Genomic DNA, 20832 nt, shown 5'->3' on the forward strand with positions numbered 1-20832 from the left:
TGTTGGGCGTTTTTGCTGTGCTTGCTGCTATAAAGTCTGTCCGCTGTCGACGGTAATGACCTGTCCGGTTAAGGCCTCCTGCACAACAACCGAGCAGATGAACCTGGCGATATCTTCCGCTGTGGCGATCTGCTGCAGCAGAAGATTGGGAGCCAGGCGCAGCATCTGCGCTTCCCGGCCGGTCCACCATCTCGTCGCGACGGCTCCCGGAGCCACAGCATTGACCCGGATCTCCGGTGAAAGCGCGCGGGCCAGTGACTTGGTAAGTCCATGTACGGCGGCTTTAGACACCGCATAAGGAAGAGAGGAGCCGGAGCCTGTATTTCCGGCAATGCTGCCGAGGTTGACAATGGCTCCCTGCTTGTTTTGCTTCATATAAGGAGCCACTGCCCGGGCGCAAAAGAACATTCCTTTGACGTTGACATCCAATAATTGATCCCAGACTTCTTCCGTAGCTGCATCGAGATCCTCCAGAGGGATGTGCTTTGTAATGCTGGCATTATTGATGAGCACATCCATACGGCCGAATGTTGCTGCGATTTGTCCAACCATCGCCCGGACTTCGACGTCCCGGGAAACATCGGCCTGTACCGCGATGGCCTGTCCGCCTAGATCAATGATCTGTTGAACAGTTTCCAGCGCTTCCTGTTCCGAACGGGAATAATTAACAGCGACCACCGCCCCGAGCCGTGCCAGCTCAAGGCTTGTGGCTCTGCCTATGCCGGTACCCCCGCCTGTTACGAGCGCCACTTTGTTTGTAAGCTCCATCTGCATCCACTCCTTGAATATCTTTTTGGGTTGATACAGACTATTTTATAGAGCATACTTGGTTTTGTATAATTGAACTAATTGAAGTGATGATTCATTAATATTGAATCGTGATGGGGGAATGGAAATGGATTTCAAGGCGCTGATTACCTTCCAGACGATCGTAAACACAGGAAGCTTTAACCGTGCGGCGGAAGAGCTGAATTATGCCCAGTCGACGATTACAATGCAAATCCAGAAGCTGGAATCACAGCTGGGGGTACAGTTACTCGAACGCGGTAAAGGGATTAGCTTAACGGAAGCTGGGCGGCTATTCCATGAACAGAGCCTGCTCATTGTGAAGGACATGGAACGGTTGCAGAGCAGTCTCGCGGAAATGAAATCTGGCGAGGCGGGGAGTGTCCGTCTGGGTGCAACCGATCCTACCGCCAGCTATCGGCTGCCTCGTCTTTTGCAGCAATTCATGAGCCTTTACCCCAAGATTGAAATCTCGGTAGATATCGCCGGAACACCGGCGCTTACTGAGCGGCTGCTCCGCGGGGAACTCGACATGGTGTTGTGTTCAGCACCGGAGCTGGGAAAGGAGCTGCACTTTGAGCCTCTGTTCACGGAGAAATTCGTGCTGTTAATGCCGGAGGATCATCCGCTCGCTGACCTGCCGGAGGTGACTCCAGATCATCTTCGCGGACATCGGCTGCTGATTACGGCCGTCAATTGCCCCTACCGCAAAAAATTGGAGAGCGTACTGCAGGAATTTGCCGGACCGCCGCTGAATACCATGGAAGTTGGCAGCATGACAGCGCTGAAATTCTACGTAGAGGCTGGTTTAGGTCTTGCGTTTGTCCCTGAGTCTACTCTTGCGCCCGTACCTGTGGGAACGGCAGTGCGGCAGCTGGCAGGAGGAGCTGTAGACATGGCCTGCGGAATCGCCTGCAGAGTGGCTGATTATCCGCTCCGGTCGGCCAGCTTGAGACTGTATCAATTTCTGAAGCGGGAGCTGTCTTTACGCTAACTTTGCAACAAGACAAGACAAGATAGATGGGATGGGACGAGACGAGAAGAGGAAAGGTGAGATGAGATCAGATGAGTGGAGCGAAACTGGATTTGCAGCGGATTGTTATGATTGGGCGGACCTTTGAGGAATATTTGCGGATGTTCAATTTGCAGCGTGAGGAGCTGGCCGTGCGGAGAATACTCGATTGTCCTGCGGGTGTTTGCTCTTTCACGGCTGCGGCGAATCAGCTCGGCGCTTAAGCTGTCGCCGCTGATATTGCCTACTGCCATTCTGCGGAAGTTCTGATGGAGAAGGGAATCAAGGATATTCAGCACGCTATGCTGCAGCTTGCGAAGGTGCAGCAGAATTTCCTGTGGAATGAGTTTAAATCCATCGAAGAGCTGAAGCAGGCAAGAATCGAAGCGTTAACAGCCAGTACTTTGGACAGACAACAGAATGAGGAGCTTTATATTTCGGCGGTGCTCCCGCAGCTGCCTTTTGCCGGTCTAAGTTTTGAGCTTACATTATCCGCGCATTTTCTATTCATGTATAGTGACCGTCTGGACTATGATTTTCATCTCCAGAGTCTGCAGGAGCTGATGCGTGTGACAAGTGAAGAAATCCGCATCTTCCCGCTGAGCGATCTATCCGGCCGCAGATATGAAGAAATGGACCGTTTAATAGAATATATTCACACTCAGGGCTGGAATACAGAAGAGCTTAAAGTCTCCTATGAGTTCCAAAAAGGCGCTAACACCATGCTGCGGATGACGAGGACCAGAGGAATGCAGTCTGCATAGAACGCAACTAAAAAGGTAACCTATGGAACCGCCCGCATTGCTGTGAGGCTAAATTTCATTTCATATCAGTTGTTGCGCTATTGCGGTATAAGTACCCGCTAATTTTAGCTGAAAACCCCTTTTTGGAATAATATAGGGAATTGTTACCGCTAACATGGAGATAAACCCCAATGATCCCTTGTAACATAAAATTAGAGGGCGGGATTCCCGTTAGTTGTTCATTTCTTGGAATAAGGACTATATTAGCGGCAGCATTTCCTGTTAAGGAGGATAGGCATCAAGATGAAGCAAGGGTGCTCCCGCATAACACACATAAACCTCTATCATTGATTGTTCATCAACAATAGAGGTTTATGTTGTAAGCACTATACCCATGTTCTTCTCAGACTCCTTATCCTATCCTTTGTTCTCAGCCGGGTAGAAATCGTCCGAGGCGGCAGTGTATTTGCCTATCCTGACCGTTAAATCTTCTCTAATCATCCTCAGGTAACGATTGGATTGATGTTCAACGTTTGAGCTTTAAGAAGCTCATACCATTTCGTTCCGGGATAAATTGAAAGCTTTAATGCCAGGATCAAAGATATAGTCTCAAGCTCAGGGATTACAGCTGCAAAAGATTGCTCACCGAGAGATTTTACCTGCCCGCATTAGCTTTCCTTCTAGCAGTGTATGGTTCCTTGAGTTGATGTCTATAGTATACCCTGATCCCCATAAGCAGTAAAAAGCCGTATCATTTGAATCTGGAACCATTATATTTATAACCCTCTTGTAAGCGCTATTATCCTTGCTTATTCTTAGTTTTTGAACTAATATTCCATGGATAATTGCTGCTGCTCTTAATGTATAATTCACTTATTGAATAGGAGTTAGGAAGAATGGAAGGAGTAGCACACATATGAAGTTGTTTCAGATGAAGACGGCGCCGCTTGGGATTGAGCGGATGACGGAGTTTGTGCAGGACAATTATGTTTGCGCCGGATATCCCGGCATTGGTGATTTGGAACAGGCAAGCCGCGAAGAAATCGCCAGACGGCTGCAGCAGACCTATGCCTACTACGGGCCGGAACTGGAAAAGACGCTGGACAGCCTGGACATCTTTGTACATACAATGCAGGATGGAGATTATGTATTGATCTCAGACGGGGAGTGGGCCTACCTTGGCGACCTGGGCGATTATTTCTATGAGGAAGCCTGCGACCATCCGGAAGATGGCCGTTGTCACCGGAGAGGGGTAACCTGGCTGAAGAGCTTGTTGAGTGCAGAGCTGAATCCCATGATGGGTGAACTGCTGGCAGATACCCTGCCAGTCTCGCAGTATATAGGAACACTGCCGCCTGAAAGGCTGGATCTGTGGCTGGAGGATGCGGGTCTGACCGGCAGTGAGCAAGCGAAGCACACGGTAAAAGTTGATGATGAGATAATTGCTGAAGCGCTGTCTGTTCTCACGGCTGCGCTGCACAGTGAAGATGCCGAGCGGCGGGAGCGGGCGGCTGCGGCCATTCTCTATTATGCGAAATGAAAGCTAACCAGAGGTGAAATTAAAGCGATTTCACTATATAATAAAGTGATGTTGTACGAAGCCTATTAAGTAAGATGTTGCTCTACAAAACTAAGCAGATGCTTCCGAAGCGAGTTTGTACGATCCAATCAAGGAAGCAGATGCTCACAAACTTTCAGGAGGTTCCAATGGCCATTCAATATTTATCCGACGAACGTATCTTTCATCTTCAGAGCAAGGCAACCAGCTACGTGATTCAGTTGCTGCCTACCGGAGTTCCGGCGCATGTATATTGGGGAAGGAAAATCCGTTCAACCGGTCTGTCCTCCATCCTCCAGCGGACTGAACGCTGCTCCTTCTCGCCAGCTCCATATCCTGAGGACATGTCTATCTCTTACGATACAATAGCACAGGAGTACCCGTTTTATGGTGTGGGTGATTTCCGCCATCCAGCCTACCAGATCCAGGCTGAGAACGGAACTACGGCTTCCGAGGCGCTGTATGACAAACACCGCATTTACCGGGGAAAGCCTGCTCTTGAGGGGCTGCCAGCTACATATACTGAGCATGAAGAGGAAGCCGATACATTGGAGATCGAGTTGCTCGATCCTGTGGCCGGACTGCGGATTATCCTCAGCTATACCGTATTTAATGAATTGAACGCCATTACCCGTTCTGTGCGGTTTGTCAATGAAGGCAGCCAGTCGCTGAGGCTGCTGCGTGGACTCAGCATGAGTGTGGATTTCCGTGACTCGAATTACGATATGCTTCATTTGTCCGGGTCCTGGGCGAGGGAGCGATATGTGGAACGCAGAGCGCTTGCTTCCGGCATGCAGGGTATCGAGAGCCGCCGGGGAGCGAGCAGCCATGCGCAGAATCCATTTATCGCCCTGCTGTCCAAAGGTGCGGATGAGGACCATGGCGATGTATATGGCGTCAGTCTGGTTTACAGCGGCGGATTTAGCGCACAGGCTGAGGTTGAGCCGTACAAGACAACCCGTTTATCCATCGGGATTAATCCTTTCGACTTCAACTGGCTGCTGGAGCAGGGACAGGCGTTCCAGACTCCGGAAGCTGTACTGGTCTTCTCGGCGGATGGCATCGGTTCGATGTCACGGACCTATCATAAGCTGTACCGTACCCGGCTGTGCCGCGGCACCCACCGCGACCGTACACGGCCAGTACTCGTCAATAACTGGGAAGCGACTTATTTCAATTTCACCGCCGACAAGATTGAAGACATCGCCCGCGCCGGCAGCGAGCTTGGTCTGGAGCTGTTTGTGCTGGATGACGGCTGGTTCGGTCACCGCAATGATGACCGCAGCTCACTGGGGGACTGGTTCGTGGACGCGAATAAGCTGCCCAAGGGATTGGATGATCTGGCCAAGCGTGTAAACGGGCTGGGCCTGCAATTTGGCCTCTGGTTCGAACCGGAGATGATTTCTCCGGACAGCGAACTGTACACCCGGCATCCCGATTGGTGCCTGCATGTGCCGGACCGCCGCAGAACAGAAGGACGGATGCAGCTTGTGCTCGATTTCTCCCGTGAGGATGTCTGCCAGGCGATCGGCGACAGGATAGCCGATGTGCTGAGCAGCGCGCCAATCTCCTATGTGAAATGGGATATGAACCGCAATATGACCGAAATTGGCTCCGCGCTGCTGCCGCCGGAAAGACAGCGGGAAACGGCGCACCGTTATATGCTCGGTCTTTATGGAGTGCTTGAACGGATTACCTCGGAGTTTCCGGATGTCCTGTTTGAGAGCTGCTCCGGCGGGGGAGGGCGCTTCGATCCGGGAATGCTCTATTATATGCCGCAGACCTGGACAAGCGATAATACTGATGCGATCAGCAGGCTCAAAATCCAGTACGGAACCAGCATCGTCTATCCGCTCAGCTCCATGGGCAGCCATGTCTCGGCCGTGCCGAACCATCAGGTACACCGTAATACTTCTCTTGAACTGCGCGGACATGTCGCAATGTCAGGCAATTTCGGCTATGAGCTGGATCTGACAAAGTTTACAGTAGAAGAGAACGAAACAGTAAAAGCACAGGTAGCGCTCTACAAGGAGCTGCGGCCGCTGGTGCAGTTCGGGGAGCAGTACAGACTGCTCAGCCCGTTTGAAGGCAACGAGACCGCATGGCTGATTGTGGCTGAAGATAAATCTGAGGCTGTTGTCGTGTATGCCCGGACACTGGCCGAGCCCAATGATTCACTGTATTATCTGCGCCTGAATGGACTGGATCCTGAAGCGGATTATGAGTGGCTGGAAGGCGGAGGCGTGTACGGAGGAGATCATCTTATGTATGCGGGGCTGCCATTGCCGAATCTGCACGGTGATTTCCAGAGCGTGCTCTGGCGTTTCCGCAGAGTCTAGGATTTAGCCCTTTATATTTTCACAAAAGGCCTTGCCGCGATACTGCGGCAAGGCCTTTTTGCATGCCAGACGGGTCCATCTCAGAAGAATTCAACAAACTCATTTACCGGCTTGCGGTAGCCGCGCGGTCTGATCTTGCGTTTGTAGTCCTTGCCGATGGTAATCATCAGAGCCGGCACAAGATGGTCCGGGATATTGAGGGTGGCCTTGATGGCTTCGGGATCAAAGCCGATCATCGGGCAGGTATCCCAGCCTTTATCCTTGGCAATCAGCATGAACTGCATGGCGGACAGGGAGGCGTTGCGAATGGCTTCATCACGCTGGAAAGCATCATTTCCTTCATAGGCATCGTTGATGGATTGGATGGTGTTGTCATATTCCTCCTGGCTCATAGCGCCAAGCAATTTCAGTCCGCTGTAAATTTCCGGTGCCTGCTGATAGGCATGCTTATCTCCGAGCACAATAATAACGGCGGAAGCTGTGTGGATTTTATATTGGTCATAAGCACCTCTGCGGATTTCCTCCTTCAGTGCCGGATCGCTGATCACCTTATAATGTGTATGCTGCAAATTGGAGCTTGAAGGGGCGAGCCGGGTGAGAGAGAACATGTCCTCCAGCTCGTTTTGCGGGATCTTGATCCCTTCCACGAAATTCATAGCTGATCTGCGGGATTGCACCAAATCTGTAAAAGTACTCATGATAAATACCTCCAAATGGTTATAAATTGATAGTTAATAAATATCAATAACTTATGTAAATAAACTTACTTACAAATGGTTACTTACTTAAGATAGCACGGCAATTGGGAATCGTCAATGATGAATTACACTAAATCGTGAAATTAAGTTCAAATAGAAGAAAATTAATAAAAACGACAGAAAAGAAGTGATTTTAATCACAAAATAAGGTTATAGAGGCAAAAAGATTGTGACGTTTATTACATAATGGGTGTTATAATAGACGCATGGGTTATTGAATTGACTATTATCAAGCGTTACAAGCTAATGCAGAGGAGAGTCCAACAATGTCAGAAACAATTACGCAAACCACTCCTGAACAGGAAGCACCGAAAACCTCTTTAACCAAAGAGGATGTTCTGGATCAGCTTTTGAAGCCGGAAGTTCAGGAATCATTAACAACCTTGATAGAACAGCTGCCGCAGCTTACACAGCTTGTAGGTGTATTAACGAAGTCTATGGACTTTGTACAGTCGGTTGCATCCGATGAAGTACTCAAGAATGATACGGTGGGCGCTATTAAAGAAATTGCCGAGCCGGTAGTAGGTTCCGTCAAGAATATGGCGGCTACTGTGATCGAGGCGAAAGACCGGGCAAATGAAAGCAGCGAGACGATCAGCGTGTTCGGAATGATGAAGATGATTAAGGATCCGCAGGTTCAGAAGCTTCTCCGTTTTTTGAATGCTTACCTGCAAGTCAGCGGCGAACGCAGCCAGCAGAAATAATTAATTCTAATCTCATACGTAAGGACGGAGGAAACATCATATGTCAAAACATATTGTTATTCTAGGAGCAGGTTACGGCGGATTGCTGAGTGCCTTGACAGTGCGCAAATATATGAGCAAGGCTGAGGCAAAGATCACAGTTGTCAACCAGTATCCAACCCACCAGATTATTACCGAATTGCATCGTCTTGCCGCAGGCAGCGTGGAAGAGAAAGCTGTTGCTATGCCGCTGGCGAAGCTTTTTGCCGGTAAAGACATTGATCTTAAAATTGCCAAAGTAAAATCCTTCTCCGTTGAAAGCAAACAAATTGCGCTCTCGGATGGCACGAATCTAACTTACGACGCCCTTGTTGCGGGCCTTGGCAGCACGACGGCTTATTTTGGAATTCCGGGACTTGAACAATACAGCATGGTATTGAAATCGGCTGCTGACGCCAATAAAATTCACGGTCATATCGAAGACCGGATCCGTGAGTACGCAAAAACCGGCAATGAAGCTGACGCGACGATTCTAATCGGCGGTGGCGGATTGACGGGTGTTGAGCTTGTAGGTGAAATTGCGGACGTGCTGCCCAAGCTCACCAAACGTTATGGGGTGGATCAAAAAGAGATCAAGCTGCTGCTCGTGGAAGCAGGTCCGAAGATTCTCCCGGTACTGCCCGATCACCTGATCGAACGCGCTACATCAAGTCTTGCTGCACGCGGCGTACAATTCCTGACCGGTCTAGCCGTTACCAATGTGGAGGGCAACACCATTGATCTGAAGGATGGCCAAAAAATTGTGGCCAACACGTTCGTATGGACCGGCGGTGTACAAGGAAATCCGCTGATCGGTGAATCCGGTCTTGAAGTTAACCGTGGACGTGCAACGGTAAATGAATTCCTGCAATCCACATCGCATGCCGATGTATTTGTTGCCGGTGACAGTGCCGTTGTATTTGCTCCGGACGGCCGTCCTTATCCGCCGACTGCACAAATCGCCTGGCAGATGGGTGAGCTGATCGGCTATAATCTGTATGCTTACCTTAACAATAAATCGCTGGATACCTTCAGTCCGGTCAATTCGGGCACACTGGCCAGCCTGGGCCGTAAAGACGGGGTTGCTATTATCGGCGGCAACTCAACGCCATTGAAAGGCTTGCCTGCAACGATGATGAAAGAAGCAAGCAACATCCGTTATCTGACACATATCAAAGGGTTGTTCAGTCTGGCGTATTAATATTCATTAGCCGGCTTTTCTGCTTATAGGATCCCCTTTTAGTTACCCGAAAACACCTGGTTTTTTTTGAGGTGCGGGTGCTGGAAGGGTTTTTTTCTGTGCTGAATTAGTTCACGATGCGAAGTGCGCTTTGAAATCCTGCCATAATTGAGGGTGCCCGGAGAAATTCTATTTGATATAATGGAATATGTTTATACCATTCAGTGGTTTTATAGGAGGATTTAAACATGGGATTTAAAGAAAACGATATCATTTTGTTCCAGGGTGACAGTATCACTGATTGCGGGCGCAATTATGAAGACGCTTCCTCATTGGGCGTAGGTTATGCAATGATGGCTGCCGCACGTCTTGGGCTGCATTATCCGGAGAAGAATCTGACGTTCATTAACCGGGGAGTCAGCGGTAACCGCATTACAGATTTGCAGCAGCGCTGGGATAAGGATTGTCTGGACTTGAAGCCGACATGGGTATCCATTTATATCGGGATTAATGATACCTGGCGCCGCTTTGACTCCGGCCAGGAAACTACTGCTGCCGAGTTTGAAGCCGCTTACCGTGATTTGATCGAGCGTACAATGAGTGCGCTGGATGCCAAGCTGGTGCTGATTGAGCCGTTCGTACTGCCAGTGCCGGAAGACCGCAAGAATTGGCGTCAGGATTTGGATCCCAAAATCCATGTTGTACGTGAATTGGCACGTGAGTACGGGGCCCCGCTGGTTCCGCTCGACGGCCTGTTCGCTGCGGCTTCCGTTAAAGCGGAGCCAGCGTTCTGGGCAGGGGATGGCGTGCATCCTTCTTCGGCCGGACATGCCCTCATTGCCGAAGCCTGGCTGAAAGCGGTAGGAGCAATTAACTAGAGCTTCAAATTATTTTGTAAAGCTATCCCTTCTGAGTGTGTTTTAGAGACCGGTCCGTTATTTTATAGCGGACCGGTCTTTTTTTGATGCGCAGAGCTGAAAATTGGATGAGGCAGACCAATGCACGGACATTTCACTCTGCACCTGAAGACTGTTATAATTGTAGGATACATATTACCGATACTTCATCTGACAAGCTCATGGCTATGCCTGAATAAACGGAAGGAATTCTCAGAGCCACCGGGCGTCAGCACAAACCTCAAGATGAAGCTAGTGTTCGGAGAAACGTATCAGGAATACATTATTAATGAAGAAGTTAACAATCTAAACCGAAATAATAAATATCGAGTACATCTTATAGAGCGAGAGGAATGTTAAAAGAATGACGAGCGATACAGCAGAGGATTTGCAAGGTCTGAAGGCAGCCGGCAAGGTGGTAGGTTACACTATCGCCGAAATGAAAAAACATGTAAAACCAGGTATCACGACTGCCGAGCTTGATGCGGTGGGGGCGAAGATCCTGGAGCAATTTGGTGCAAAATCGGCTCCGAAGGTTACCTATAATTTTCCGGGCAGCACCTGCATCAGTATTAATGAAGAGGTGGCTCACGGCATTCCCGGCTCACGCGTTATTAACCCCGGTGATCTGATTAATATTGACGTATCTGCCGAGCTTAACGGTTATTACAGTGACTCCGGCGTTTCTTTTCAATTGCCGCCCTATAACGAGAAGATAGTACATCTGTGCCGCAGCACGGAGGAAACCATGATGAGCGTAATCAATCATCTTCGGGCGGGCATGAAGGTGAATGAGATTGGCAGAGTGATGGAGAGTGAAGCCCGCAAACGCGGCTACAAAATCGTACGCAATTTATGCAGCCACGGCATCGGCAAATCACTGCATGAGAAGCCTTTCGAAATTCTCCCGTTTTATAATCCGCGGGTTACTACGGTGCTAAAAGAAAATCAGGTCATTACGGTTGAGCCGTTCCTGTCTACCGGGGCTGACTTTGTAGAACAGCAGTCAGACGGGTGGACACTGAGTGTGAAGGACAATAGCCGGGTAGCACAGTATGAGCACACCATTATTATTACAAAGGGCAAACCGATCATTCTGACAAGCGCATAGAACCCTGCCGAGGGTAAGAGGAGCGAGCGAAGTTGAAGATGGCCTTTATTCTTTTTGATGGAATTACTTTTCTCGATTTTGCCGGATTCTATGATGTTATCTACCGGCTGGGACAATTTGCCCCAGGTGAAGGGCTGGAATGGGATATTTGCGGTGTTGCGGAAGAAGTGACCGATGAGCTGGGGCTTACGGTCAAGATCGGCACAGTATTGCCGGATCTGTCGCAATATGACTTAGTCTTCGTACCCGGCGGGATGGGGACGAGAAGGCTCCGGACCGATGAGTCCTTTATCTCTTGGCTGCGGGGAGCCGCCAATGTGCCTTATAAGGTTTCTGTATGCACAGGCTCACTCCTGCTGGGAGCCGCCGGATTTCTGGAGGGACGCAGTGCAACGACACATCCCGCTGCGTACGATCTGCTGGCGCCCTATTGCGGCAGTGTGGTGAAGACGCGGATTGTACAGGACGGCAGTATAATTACCGGTGGAGGGGTGTCTGCCTCCATTGATTTGGGGCTGCATGTCATGTCACTGCTTGCCGGTGAAGAGGCGATGCTCTCCGTGAAGAAGCAAATTGATTATCCTTATGAGATGCAGGGTATTGTACAGCGGCAATAAGCTGTGCAGGAAAACGGGGGAATTAGGATGACTGTAACTAAGACGGTGCCAGTGCCGATTCGGGAATGGATGGAGACGGAGGAGCAGTGGACCCTGCTTGCCGGTTATATGCTGGACGGGAGCGGCCTGCCCGGACCACGGGCCAATCTGGAGCTGGCAGAGAGCTTCGCGATGTCTTTTGCCCGGCCTTCTGTAACGGAGACCTCATGGGCACTGCTTTCGTCATGGGCGCTTATTTCGGACCACGAGACTGCTGCTAATGATCCCCGCGAGTTTCTGCCTTTTTGTGCTGTACAGGCCAGCTGCGCGCATTACGGGTATGCTGATGCAGTACGGCGCACCCTTACAGAAGGTCTGCTGAAGACTGCCATGAATGATTCCAGATGGCGGCTGCGCGAGGCCGCGGCGATCGGTCTGCAGACCATTGGAGAATATGATTTTTCGCTTCTGCAGAGACTGCTGGATTCATGGAAAGCGGAGGCTACACTGCTGGAACAGCGTGCCTTTGTTGCCGCTTTAGCCCATCCGCCGCTGCTCAAGGAGCAGACCAACGTACGGTATAGCCTGGATCTGGCCGGCGGCATTATGGAAGGCATCCTCTCCTCTGAGCCGGGACAAGGTGACCGGGAGCATTATCGCGTGTTGTCCAAGGGTTTAGAATATAGTCTCAGTCTGTTTGCGGCCAGCGAGCCGGAAGCAGGTTTTGCTATGCTCCGCAGATTTGCACAGAGCGGCGATCCCCGGATGCTGAAGATTGTGAAGAGCAATCTGGGCAAAGCCCGGCTGAGTAAAAAATATCCGGACCAGGTTGCGGACCTCCTCACAGCATTGACAATGTGCTAAAATGTAACTATTATTGTTGCATCCAAAGCATTCTTTTGTTTAGGGCAATAAAGGAGAGATTTCCATGAACATCAGCACCCGGTTTGCGGTGGCTATTCATATTCTTACGTTAATCGACAGCAACAAGGAAGGCAAAAGCACCTCCGAGTGGATCGCTGGCAGTGTCAATACCAACCCGGTGGTCATACGCAGAATTACAGGCATGCTGAACAAAGCGGGACTGGTTGATGTCCGTCCCGGTGTGGCCGGAGCCAAGCTGAACCGCACTGCAGCTGAGATTACGCTGCTGGAGATTTATCGGGCGGTTAATGCGGTAGAGGAAGATTCCTTATTCTCCGTGCATGAGCACCCGAATCCCGATTGTCCGGTTGGCAAGAACATCGCCGGTGCCATCGTGCCTGTATTCTCCCTCGCCCAGAAAGCGATGGAGAATGTGCTGCAGGAGGTTACCTTGGACCAGATTATAAATCAGATCCCTGTTTACTGAGCAGGGAGGGGATTTTGAGTAATTTAAGTAAACTTTTAGCAAAAACTTATGTTTCTTTAAGGTTTCAGGAGTATATTTAAGATCTCCACCCCCCAGTGGATGCATTTTGCTAGGAGCCTGCCGTGCCTCGGCAGGCTCCAATTTTTTTGGTTTGCTGCAATCCGATGATTCTACAAAATTCAGCAAACCTTTATTAAATTTTCATCCGGATTTAAGCTTTGCCGGTTATAGTAATCACATGACCCCCTTATAATAGACCTTGACCCTGCCGGAAGCTGGCAGGGTCACTTTTTTGTTCCTGTATAAGGAAATGGAGAGCGAGATAACGTAGAGGGAGCTTTACACAATATTCCAAATGAATTAGACTGACACAAGACATGCGAATTGAAATGATTTTGTGAAAGAGGATGGGATTTGAATGATGACCTTTCTGGCTGTGATTCTTGGCTTGTTAAGCCTCTTGGTATTTATGCTGATTATTAGAAAAGCGATAGATGATTCGAAAACTTCGCACAAACTGGATATTTTGATTCAGGAGATCAGGCTGCTGCGCAAAGAAATTAAGGAGAATAAGCATATTATTGATAAACGCCTGTAAAAGGGGGAGTTTTGCATTGATTTTATATCACAATCAGGAACTAAGCGTTAGAAGACTGGTGCCTCCCGATGCGGAGCTGCTTACGAAATGGCTTTCCGATCCGCTTCTGTTAGAGTATTATGAAGGCCGTGACCGTCCGCATACAATGGAGATGGTGCTGGAGCACTTTTATGAAGAGGATGCCGGGGAAATCACACGCGGGATTGTCTGCTATAAATCGCAGGATGTTGGATACATACAGTTCTATCCTATTGAGGCTGAAGAGAAAGCGGAGTACGGGTATACGGATTTTGAAGGCAGAATTTACGGCATGGACCAGTTTATCGGCGAAACTGCATTTTGGAATCAAGGAATTGGCTCGCAGCTTGTGGGGGAGACGGTTAAATATCTTACCGAGTCGAAGCAGGCGGACAAAATTGTGATGGACCCGCAATGCTGGAACCACCGGGCACTGAGAGTGTATGAGAAACTTGGTTTTGTGCGGAGGAAGCTGCTTGTAGAGCATGAATGGCATGAGGGAGAATTCAGGGACTGCTGGCTGATTGAATATGCGGGCAGTACGAAATTAGGGGATACTTTATGAAGAATAACCATTTATCTATACTGGGGGCCAGCCTTATTCTTGGTGTTTGTTTTATTGTCGGCTGCCTGGTCATCAGCTATGAAAAGGCGGGTAGCAGCGGAAATGCTTTGCAAGCCCAGAACACTCAGCTGCAGCAACAGGACAAGGCATTAATGACGCTTCAGGAGGCTGCATATTTTCTGGGGCTGGAAGAAGAGCAGGTGCTCAATATTATGAAAGCAGAAAATGCAATTCTGAGCAATAATGGACCTTTTACAAAAGCAAAGCTTCCTTATATTAAAATTGATGACGAGTTCTTGTTCAATAGGGAGGACTTATTGAACTGGATTCGGACAGCCACCGCAGAGAAAAGAATATACAGCGGCAACAAATTACTAAAATGATTAAGCAAGATAAGAATGGACCCAAACGGAGGAACTTCAGTGGAGAAAATTGCAATTATTTCTGATATTCATGGCAATGTGCCGGCTCTTGAAGCGGTACTCGCGGATATACACGGGCGTAACATCACCTGGATTTTTTGTCTCGGAGACATTGTCGGCAAAGGACCTAGCTCAGACCTGGCAGTTGATCTGGTGAAGAAGCACTGCGAAGAAGTTGTGATGGGCAACTGGGATGAATTCATCGGCCGGCCCAGCGAAATCGCCGTTGTACAATGGCATCGGGAGCTGCTCGGCCAGGACCGCCTGAATTATCTGAACTCTCTGCCGTTCTCGATTGAATTCTGGATGAGCGGAAAGTTCATCCGTTTATTCCATGCCTCACCGCGGAGCTTAAATGAGCGGGTCCAGCCCTGGGATGATTACGAACAGCGTTTATCCCTGTTCCTGCCCTCCGGATTGTGCAAGGAACCAGTCATGGCGGATATAGCCGGATATGGGGATGTTCATAATGCGTACCTTCAGCATCTGGACGGAAGGACGTTACTGAACGTAGGCAGTGTAGGGAATCCGCTCGATCTTACCCAGGCCTCGTATTTAATTATGGAGGGAAGGTATCAAGATCGTGCAATGACACAGTTAAATCTGCAATTCGTCAGAGTTCCCTACGATATCGAACTCGCTGTGCAGCAGGCACAGGAATCGCATATGCCTGACTTGGAACCCTATATTAAGGAGCTTAGAACTGCTGAGTATAGAGGCAAGGGCGTCGATCACTAATGCTAAGCCAGACCTGACGGGTCTGGCTTTTCTTTTTTAGAAAAGTAATTGACAAACTTATGGAGTGCAACTATACTAAAGTTAGTTAATATATAACGGAAACAGTTACAAGTGTGAATTGCAAAAATGGAAGGTGTAAAGACTAAGCTGCAATAAGCGGCTAGACACGGACATCAGCATTTATTCAGGAGGAGATATTATGACGGCAACAGCGACATTGCATGAGGGTGTGCAAATTGGTTTAGTGCAGATAAGAGTAAGTAATTTGGAGCGTTCGCTCGCTTTTTACCAGAATGTTGTGGGATTGAAGATCTTGCGCCAGGCCGGGCGCCAGGTGGAGATGACAGCAGACGGGCAGCATGTACTGCTCGTCTTGCGGGAGATTGAAGGCGCGCAAATCCTGCGCCGGAATTCGGCAGCGGGTTTATACCACTTCGCCATTCTGGTGCCTGACCGCCCCAGCCTTGGTCTCACGCTGCGCAATCTGATTGACTCTGGGATTCATATCGGCCAGGGGGATCATCTGGTAAGTGAAGCGCTGTACATTCAGGATCCGGACAATAACGGGATTGAGCTGTACCGGGACCGGCCGCGTGATACATGGAAACGTGATGCAGAAGGGGATTATATTATGACTACGGACCCGGTAGATGTCGACGGTCTGCTGGCCGCTGCTGAAGGCTTAACCTGGAACGGCCTGCCTGCTGGCACCGTGATCGGACATGTGCATTTTCATGTAGGTGATCTTGACCAAGCGAAGAGATTTTATGTGGATGCATTGGGCTTTGAGCCAACAACCCATTATGGAGACTCGGCGCTGTTTATCTCGGCGGGAGGTTATCATCACCATATGGGCCTCAATATCTGGGCGGGGCAGGGGGCTCCGGCGGCTCCGTCTGATGCACCCGGCATCGATTATTTTACACTGCTGCTGTCAAGCAGACAGGAGCTGGCGGAAGTATCTGAGCGTATGCGGAAGGCTGGTTATACAGTAACTGAGGCAGATGGCATTGTATCGCTCAAAGATCCATGGAACATCGGTTTGAAGCTGATGGTGAACTCGCAATCGGAATAATTTGCTTGTCCATCTTCACTCATTCCCCTATAATAATTGGAAATGAATGAGTGAAAGGGTGTAAATTTTGCAAAAATTCAAGATGGCATACGTAATCCTTTGTCATAAAAATCCTGAGCAGATCAATTTGCTGATTGATCGTTTAAGTGATAAACATGTGGATTTTTTCCTGCATGTAGACAAGAAGAGCGGCATAGAAGAGCAAATTGTTCACCGTGAACATATTCATTTTGTAAAAGATCCTGTTGAAGTGCAGTGGGGACATTACAGCCAGATTGAATGTATTCTTAAAGGTTTTGAGCTGATTAAGCAGCAGGGTTACTATAATTATATTCATATTATAAGCGGGCAGGATTTGCCCCTTGTCTCCAATGGAACGATTGTGGAGTTCTTCCAGAAGAACGAGGGGAAGGAATTTGTGAAGTATTTGCAACTGCCTAATGAAGCGGAGATGTGGGGCTGCTACTATCGGGTTTCTGTCTATTATCCAAAATTTCTTGTATCGCGGGTAAAAGCAGTCTCCGAGGTGCGTAACCGGTACATTAATCTGGTGATGTCGGTGCCTTGGCTTAAGCGGAGTCTGAAGCATCTCCCGGATAAACTGTATAAAGGCTCAAACTGGATGTCGATTACCGGTGAGTGCATGGAGTATATTCTGGAATTCACCCGTACTTCACCAGGTTACATCCGTTTATTCAAGAACTCATTCTGCGGTGATGAGATATTCTTTCATTCAATTATTTTGAATAGTCCGTTTAAGGATAATGTAGTGAATGAAATCAAACGTTATACAGACTGGGAGACGGGGCCGGAGTTTCCAAGAACGCTCAGGGCGGTGGATTACGAACGAATCCGCACACAAGGACAGGGATGCTTCTGGGGCCGCAAGTTTGACTTGGATGTAGACCGCAGTATTGTCGAGAACCTCCTGCAAAAGGGGTGAACCTTAGGACCACCGGGTCAAAAGCCTTTCAATCCTGATTCGATTACCGGGAGCGGCGGAATTTCAGCAGGAGGCAAGGCCGGATCTACCGGCCTTGCCTCCTGCTTGTTCTGCATCCAGTTACGCTTCCCCCTGTGACAACGCGGAGAGAAAGGCATTCCTACGGCACTGTAGGCGGTGAACTTTTCGACTAAACATAAAGTTGAGAATTGCATGCCCCTATATAAACGTTTAGGATATAATAATGGGAAAATCATTTTTGGAGTTGATGCAGCTTGGAGACCTTTCTTGCCGTACTGTTAATTCTGGGGCTGATCGCGGCCTCCAACATCGTGAACCGGTTTATCCCGTTTGTGCCAATTCCGCTGATTCAGATTGGACTTGGTGTTATTGCTGCACTGATGCCTACGGGAATACATATGACCTTTGAGCCTGAGCTGTTTTTTGTATTATTTATTGCTCCACTTCTGTTCAATGACGGCAAGCGGACACCCCGCGATGAACTTTGGAACCTTAGAGCACCCATTCTGCTGCTGGCGCTGGGCCTTGTCTTTGTCACCGTCTTTGTAGCGGGATATGCGATCCATTGGATGATACCCTCGATTCCACTGGCGGCGTCGTTTGCACTGGCGGCCATTCTCTCGCCGACTGATGCGGTGGCGGTAGGCGCCTTGGCCGGAAGGGTTCATTTGCCGAAGGGCATTCACCGGATTCTGGAGGGCGAGTCATTGATGAATGACGCCTCCGGTCTGGTGGCCTTCAAGTTTGCCATTGCTGCTGCGGTTACCGGGGTGTTCTCACTGCCCAAAGCAACGTTCAGCTTTATCCTCATCGCGGCGGGAGGGCTGCTGCTGGGGGCGCTGCTGTCATTTTTGCTTATCCGGCTCAGCGTGCTCATCCGCAGATTAGGCATGGAGGATGTTACCGTCCATGTACTGCTGCAGATTCTGACTCCGTTCATTATTTATCTGATTAGTGAAGAAGTCGGCGTATCCGGCATTTTAGCCGTTGTTGCCGGCGGTATCGTATATGCCATTGAGAAAGACCGGGCTGTATCTCCGCAATACAAGCTGCAGCTTGTGTCAGCGAGTACCTGGTCGGTGCTGCTGTTTATCCTGAACGGGATGGTCTTCCTCATCCTCGGCATCTCCGTTCCCGATGTTGTTGAAGTCATCTACCGGGATGAAACGCTGAATAACTTTATGGTGGCCGGCTATGTGCTGGCAATTACGGCTCTGCTCATTGTACTCCGCTTCCTCTGGGTGTATGTCTATTCGCTAGTAGAGAGCCGCAGGCTGAAGACAGAGAAGTCACCGCTCAAAACACAGCTGATTATCTCGATCTCAGGTGTCCGCGGAGCTGTAACCTTGGCCGGGGCCTTCTCCATTCCACTGGTTGTTGGAGATGGTTCCCTGTTTCCGGAACGGGATTTAATCATTGCGCTCGCGGCAGGTGTTATTCTCATGTCGCTGGTGATTGCCAGTATCTTTCTGCCTATCCTTGCAGGAAAAGAAGAGGCGGTTGACGAAACCGCCCAGCCGCAGAACACGGAGCTTGCAGCCAGATCGGTAGTGATTGATGCAGGAATGACCATGCTGCGGAGCTTGGCGACGGAGAATCCCGGTTCCCCAACGCAGCCCGCATTGCTAGAGTTTACCGATAAGATCGACAGACTGTGCGCTCCCCAACCGGAAAATGATGTGGCCACGGAACGCTTCCGCCGGCTTGGCATTGAAGCGAGGCTGAACGGCCTCGATGCGGAACGGGCAGCATTGCGGAGCATGCTGGAGCAAGGTCAGATTGAATCTCCGGTTGCAGTGAAGATGGAAGAACTGCTGGATCATACGGAGGCTGTTCTGTGCCGGCGGTTCGATACACAGGTCAAATTCTCCCTGACTGAGATTCAACGCTTATTCTCGGGATTGTTCACCGGCCGTTTTAACGGTGAGGAAGGACGGCGGGCGGTTCAGAATGCCGAGAGTGCCCGGAAAGCGAAGATCGCGATGTGCCAGGCCGCCGTCTCAGCGGTCAGCGCCGAGATGAGCGAAGAAAACCGCCAGGCTTCGCAGCGGGTTATTGACAAATATGAGCGGCTGGAGTCACGGCTGGAGCAGGGGGAAGGCTGGAGCAAGGATGGCGTAATCGACGATGAGAAGCTGGAGCTGAAGCTGAAGGCAATTCAGGAGCAGCGCGACACGGTGCAGCAAATGTACCAGAACGGAGCGATTAATCTCAAGGTCGCCGGCAAGCTGCGCCGGTTCGTGGATCAATTAGAAACATCAATCTGGGAGGATTAACAATGGGCGAAATCACTGCGAGCGGGCTGTTATTTGAAGAAATCGGGGAAGCGCATTTGGCTGAAGTGCTGGATATATATAATTATTACGTGTTGAACACTACAGTTACTTTTCACACCGATCCGCAGAGTTTGCCGGAAATGCGCCAGTCGGTGCTGAGCGGCGATCCGCGGTTCAAATCCTATGTCATTATGCAGGACGGCGAAATGTTGGGTTATGTGCTGATTGCCAGACATAAAAATAAGCAGGCCTATGATACCTCCGGCGAAATCAGCATCTACCTGAAGCCGGGCTGCGGCGGCCGGGGATTGGGCGGCCATGCGCTGCGCTTTATTGAAGAGCGGGCCGCGGAGCTCCGGTTTCATGTACTGGTGGCTACGGTGTGTGCTGATAACGAGCCGAGCCGCCGGTTGTTCGTGAAGCATGGATACGAGCAGAGTGCCCTGTTCAAAGAGATCGGCAGCAAGTTCGGCAGATGGCTGGATATTGTCAGCTACCAGAAGATCATTGGCCAGCTGCAGTAAATATCCCCTATACCCAAAAGTCCGCCTGCGGCAAGGATGAATTCCTTGACGCAGGCGGACTTTTTATGCGCTATAGACCAAGCAGCTCTAGCCGAAACGCGCCTGTAGCCATAGCTATAGGTGATCGGTAAGGGGAGACGCTTTCCTGCGCGTGTCTACTTGTTCTTCCGGCGGAACATTTGTCCAAGCACTTCGCTGAGCACAAGTCCCGTGGCGATCGCTCCAGAGAGCAGCAACGCCTGTACGGCGATCTGAATCGCCTGGTTATTGTCATTCTCCACGAATTTGCGCATAGCATCATACGCAAGTCCCCCCGGGACAAGTGGAATAATCCCTCCGACGCTGAAGATAATGACCGGCATCTTGAAGGAACGGGCAAAGAATTGGCTGATGACGCCGACGACTACGGTTGCCGCAAAGGTGGCGATTACCGTATCCCATCTTTCATCAAGCTCCAAATACAGGATCCAGCCTACCATTCCGGCCAAGCCGCATTGCAGCAGCGCGCGCCGCGGGGCATTGAACAGAATGCAGAAGGATGCAGCGGCGATAAAGCTGGTTATCAGTTGCAAAATCATGAATTGCTACCTCTTTCACATG

23 protein-coding genes are annotated in these 20832 nt (G+C 49.9%); 20 read left to right on the plus strand and 3 right to left on the minus strand.

Annotation, left to right across the window (positions count from 1 at the left end):
• Positions 1-27: 27 nt before the first annotated feature.
• Positions 28-768 carry an SDR family NAD(P)-dependent oxidoreductase gene (locus NST99_RS13340; protein WP_341092305.1) on the minus strand — a complete coding sequence of 247 codons (741 nt, stop codon included), beginning with the start codon at positions 766-768 and terminating at the stop codon, positions 28-30.
• Between the two features lie 127 nt (positions 769-895).
• Here NST99_RS13340 and NST99_RS13345 point away from each other — a divergent pair, with 127 nt between their 5' ends.
• The 5 genes from NST99_RS13345 to NST99_RS13365 all read left to right on the plus strand — a co-directional run bounded on the left by NST99_RS13345 (position 896) and on the right by NST99_RS13365 (position 6438).
• Complete coding sequence (locus NST99_RS13345; RefSeq protein ID WP_341092306.1) at positions 896-1780, plus strand: LysR family transcriptional regulator; 885 nt, start codon at positions 896-898, stop codon at positions 1778-1780.
• A gap of 71 nt (positions 1781-1851) precedes the next feature.
• Positions 1852-2022 carry a hypothetical protein gene (locus NST99_RS13350; RefSeq protein ID WP_341092307.1) on the plus strand — a complete coding sequence of 57 codons (171 nt, stop codon included), beginning with the start codon at positions 1852-1854 and terminating at the stop codon, positions 2020-2022.
• A gap of 45 nt (positions 2023-2067) precedes the next feature.
• Positions 2068-2562 carry a hypothetical protein gene (locus tag NST99_RS13355; protein WP_341092308.1) on the plus strand — a complete coding sequence of 165 codons (495 nt, stop codon included), beginning with the start codon at positions 2068-2070 and terminating at the stop codon, positions 2560-2562.
• Positions 2563-3457: 895 nt separating this feature from the next.
• Positions 3458-4081: a hypothetical protein gene (locus NST99_RS13360; RefSeq protein WP_341092309.1), complete on the plus strand. Its 624-nt coding sequence runs from the start codon at positions 3458-3460 to the stop codon at positions 4079-4081.
• Between the two features lie 167 nt (positions 4082-4248).
• On the plus strand, positions 4249-6438 hold the full coding sequence (locus NST99_RS13365; protein WP_341092311.1) for an alpha-galactosidase: 2190 nt from the start codon (positions 4249-4251) through the stop codon (positions 6436-6438).
• An 80-nt stretch (positions 6439-6518) separates the two neighbouring features.
• Here NST99_RS13365 and NST99_RS13370 read toward each other — a convergent pair whose 3' ends face one another.
• A complete protein-coding gene (locus NST99_RS13370; protein ID WP_341092313.1) occupies positions 6519-7136 on the minus strand; it encodes a nitroreductase family protein in 618 nt (205 codons plus the stop codon).
• A 326-nt stretch (positions 7137-7462) separates the two neighbouring features.
• Here NST99_RS13370 and NST99_RS13375 point away from each other — a divergent pair, with 326 nt between their 5' ends.
• The 15 genes from NST99_RS13375 (at position 7463) to NST99_RS13445 (ending at position 20232) form a co-directional block, all read left to right on the plus strand.
• On the plus strand, positions 7463-7900 hold the full coding sequence (locus tag NST99_RS13375) for a DUF1641 domain-containing protein (RefSeq protein ID WP_341092314.1): 438 nt from the start codon (positions 7463-7465) through the stop codon (positions 7898-7900).
• A 40-nt stretch (positions 7901-7940) separates the two neighbouring features.
• Positions 7941-9119 carry an NAD(P)/FAD-dependent oxidoreductase gene (locus NST99_RS13380; protein WP_341092316.1) on the plus strand — a complete coding sequence of 393 codons (1179 nt, stop codon included), beginning with the start codon at positions 7941-7943 and terminating at the stop codon, positions 9117-9119.
• Positions 9120-9346: 227 nt separating this feature from the next.
• Positions 9347-9976 carry an SGNH/GDSL hydrolase family protein gene (locus NST99_RS13385; RefSeq protein WP_341092319.1) on the plus strand — a complete coding sequence of 210 codons (630 nt, stop codon included), beginning with the start codon at positions 9347-9349 and terminating at the stop codon, positions 9974-9976.
• Positions 9977-10358: 382 nt separating this feature from the next.
• On the plus strand, positions 10359-11105 hold the full coding sequence (map, locus tag NST99_RS13390) for a type I methionyl aminopeptidase (RefSeq protein WP_341092322.1): 747 nt from the start codon (positions 10359-10361) through the stop codon (positions 11103-11105).
• Positions 11106-11137: 32 nt separating this feature from the next.
• A complete protein-coding gene (locus NST99_RS13395) occupies positions 11138-11722 on the plus strand; it encodes a DJ-1/PfpI family protein (RefSeq protein ID WP_341092324.1) in 585 nt (194 codons plus the stop codon).
• Positions 11723-11749: 27 nt separating this feature from the next.
• Positions 11750-12565, plus strand: coding sequence for a hypothetical protein (locus tag NST99_RS13400; protein WP_341092325.1), 816 nt, complete (start codon positions 11750-11752; stop codon positions 12563-12565).
• 64 nt (positions 12566-12629) lie between these two features.
• Positions 12630-13052, plus strand: a complete 423-nt coding sequence (locus tag NST99_RS13405) for an Rrf2 family transcriptional regulator (RefSeq protein ID WP_038590310.1) — start codon at positions 12630-12632, stop codon at positions 13050-13052.
• A 418-nt stretch (positions 13053-13470) separates the two neighbouring features.
• On the plus strand, positions 13471-13650 hold the full coding sequence (locus tag NST99_RS13410; protein WP_038590313.1) for a hypothetical protein: 180 nt from the start codon (positions 13471-13473) through the stop codon (positions 13648-13650).
• 16 nt (positions 13651-13666) lie between these two features.
• Positions 13667-14233, plus strand: coding sequence for a GNAT family N-acetyltransferase (locus NST99_RS13415; RefSeq protein WP_341092327.1), 567 nt, complete (start codon positions 13667-13669; stop codon positions 14231-14233).
• Positions 14230-14616 (plus strand): hypothetical protein, encoded by a 387-nt coding sequence (locus tag NST99_RS13420; protein WP_341092329.1) that lies wholly within the window; start codon positions 14230-14232, stop codon positions 14614-14616. Before NST99_RS13415 ends, NST99_RS13420 begins: the two co-directional genes overlap by 4 nt.
• A gap of 39 nt (positions 14617-14655) precedes the next feature.
• The gene (locus NST99_RS13425) at positions 14656-15393 is read left to right on the plus strand and encodes a metallophosphoesterase family protein (protein WP_341092331.1); all 738 of its coding nucleotides are present in this window, start codon (positions 14656-14658) and stop codon (positions 15391-15393) included.
• Between the two features lie 199 nt (positions 15394-15592).
• Positions 15593-16468 (plus strand): VOC family protein, encoded by an 876-nt coding sequence (locus tag NST99_RS13430; RefSeq protein WP_341092333.1) that lies wholly within the window; start codon positions 15593-15595, stop codon positions 16466-16468.
• Positions 16469-16550: 82 nt separating this feature from the next.
• Positions 16551-17411, plus strand: a complete 861-nt coding sequence (locus tag NST99_RS13435; RefSeq protein WP_341092335.1) for a beta-1,6-N-acetylglucosaminyltransferase — start codon at positions 16551-16553, stop codon at positions 17409-17411.
• Between the two features lie 275 nt (positions 17412-17686).
• Complete coding sequence (locus NST99_RS13440) at positions 17687-19708, plus strand: Na+/H+ antiporter (protein ID WP_341092336.1); 2022 nt, start codon at positions 17687-17689, stop codon at positions 19706-19708.
• Positions 19709-19710: 2 nt separating this feature from the next.
• Positions 19711-20232, plus strand: a complete 522-nt coding sequence (locus NST99_RS13445; RefSeq protein WP_341092338.1) for a GNAT family N-acetyltransferase — start codon at positions 19711-19713, stop codon at positions 20230-20232.
• A 155-nt stretch (positions 20233-20387) separates the two neighbouring features.
• Here the strand turns inward: NST99_RS13445 and NST99_RS13450 are convergent, their stop codons facing one another.
• Positions 20388-20810 (minus strand): threonine/serine exporter family protein, encoded by a 423-nt coding sequence (locus NST99_RS13450; protein ID WP_339225855.1) that lies wholly within the window; start codon positions 20808-20810, stop codon positions 20388-20390.
• Positions 20811-20832 lie beyond the last annotated feature (22 nt).

Source organism: Paenibacillus sp. FSL L8-0470 (assembly GCF_038008625.1).
Lineage (GTDB): Bacteria > Bacillota > Bacilli > Paenibacillales > Paenibacillaceae > Paenibacillus_AQ.

Bases quoted from the DNA above. Each gene is read 5' to 3' on its own strand.
- NST99_RS13340 (WP_341092305.1), bottom strand. From the start codon at position 768: ATGGAGCTTACAAACAAAGTGGCGCTCGTAACAGGCGGGGGTACCGGC.
- NST99_RS13345 (WP_341092306.1), top strand. From the start codon at position 896: ATGGATTTCAAGGCGCTGATTACCTTCCAGACGATCGTAAACACAGGA.
- NST99_RS13350 (WP_341092307.1), top strand. From the start codon at position 1,852: ATGAGTGGAGCGAAACTGGATTTGCAGCGGATTGTTATGATTGGGCGG.
- NST99_RS13355 (WP_341092308.1), top strand. From the start codon at position 2,068: ATGGAGAAGGGAATCAAGGATATTCAGCACGCTATGCTGCAGCTTGCG.
- NST99_RS13360 (WP_341092309.1), top strand. From the start codon at position 3,458: ATGAAGTTGTTTCAGATGAAGACGGCGCCGCTTGGGATTGAGCGGATG.
- NST99_RS13365 (WP_341092311.1), top strand. From the start codon at position 4,249: ATGGCCATTCAATATTTATCCGACGAACGTATCTTTCATCTTCAGAGC.
- NST99_RS13370 (WP_341092313.1), bottom strand. From the start codon at position 7,136: ATGAGTACTTTTACAGATTTGGTGCAATCCCGCAGATCAGCTATGAAT.
- NST99_RS13375 (WP_341092314.1), top strand. From the start codon at position 7,463: ATGTCAGAAACAATTACGCAAACCACTCCTGAACAGGAAGCACCGAAA.
- NST99_RS13380 (WP_341092316.1), top strand. From the start codon at position 7,941: ATGTCAAAACATATTGTTATTCTAGGAGCAGGTTACGGCGGATTGCTG.
- NST99_RS13385 (WP_341092319.1), top strand. From the start codon at position 9,347: ATGGGATTTAAAGAAAACGATATCATTTTGTTCCAGGGTGACAGTATC.
- map (WP_341092322.1), top strand. From the start codon at position 10,359: ATGACGAGCGATACAGCAGAGGATTTGCAAGGTCTGAAGGCAGCCGGC.
- NST99_RS13400 (WP_341092325.1), top strand. From the start codon at position 11,750: ATGACTGTAACTAAGACGGTGCCAGTGCCGATTCGGGAATGGATGGAG.
- NST99_RS13405 (WP_038590310.1), top strand. From the start codon at position 12,630: ATGAACATCAGCACCCGGTTTGCGGTGGCTATTCATATTCTTACGTTA.
- NST99_RS13410 (WP_038590313.1), top strand. From the start codon at position 13,471: ATGATGACCTTTCTGGCTGTGATTCTTGGCTTGTTAAGCCTCTTGGTA.
- NST99_RS13420 (WP_341092329.1), top strand. From the start codon at position 14,230: ATGAAGAATAACCATTTATCTATACTGGGGGCCAGCCTTATTCTTGGT.
- NST99_RS13430 (WP_341092333.1), top strand. From the start codon at position 15,593: ATGACGGCAACAGCGACATTGCATGAGGGTGTGCAAATTGGTTTAGTG.
- NST99_RS13435 (WP_341092335.1), top strand. From the start codon at position 16,551: ATGGCATACGTAATCCTTTGTCATAAAAATCCTGAGCAGATCAATTTG.
- NST99_RS13445 (WP_341092338.1), top strand. From the start codon at position 19,711: ATGGGCGAAATCACTGCGAGCGGGCTGTTATTTGAAGAAATCGGGGAA.
- NST99_RS13450 (WP_339225855.1), bottom strand. From the start codon at position 20,810: ATGATTTTGCAACTGATAACCAGCTTTATCGCCGCTGCATCCTTCTGC.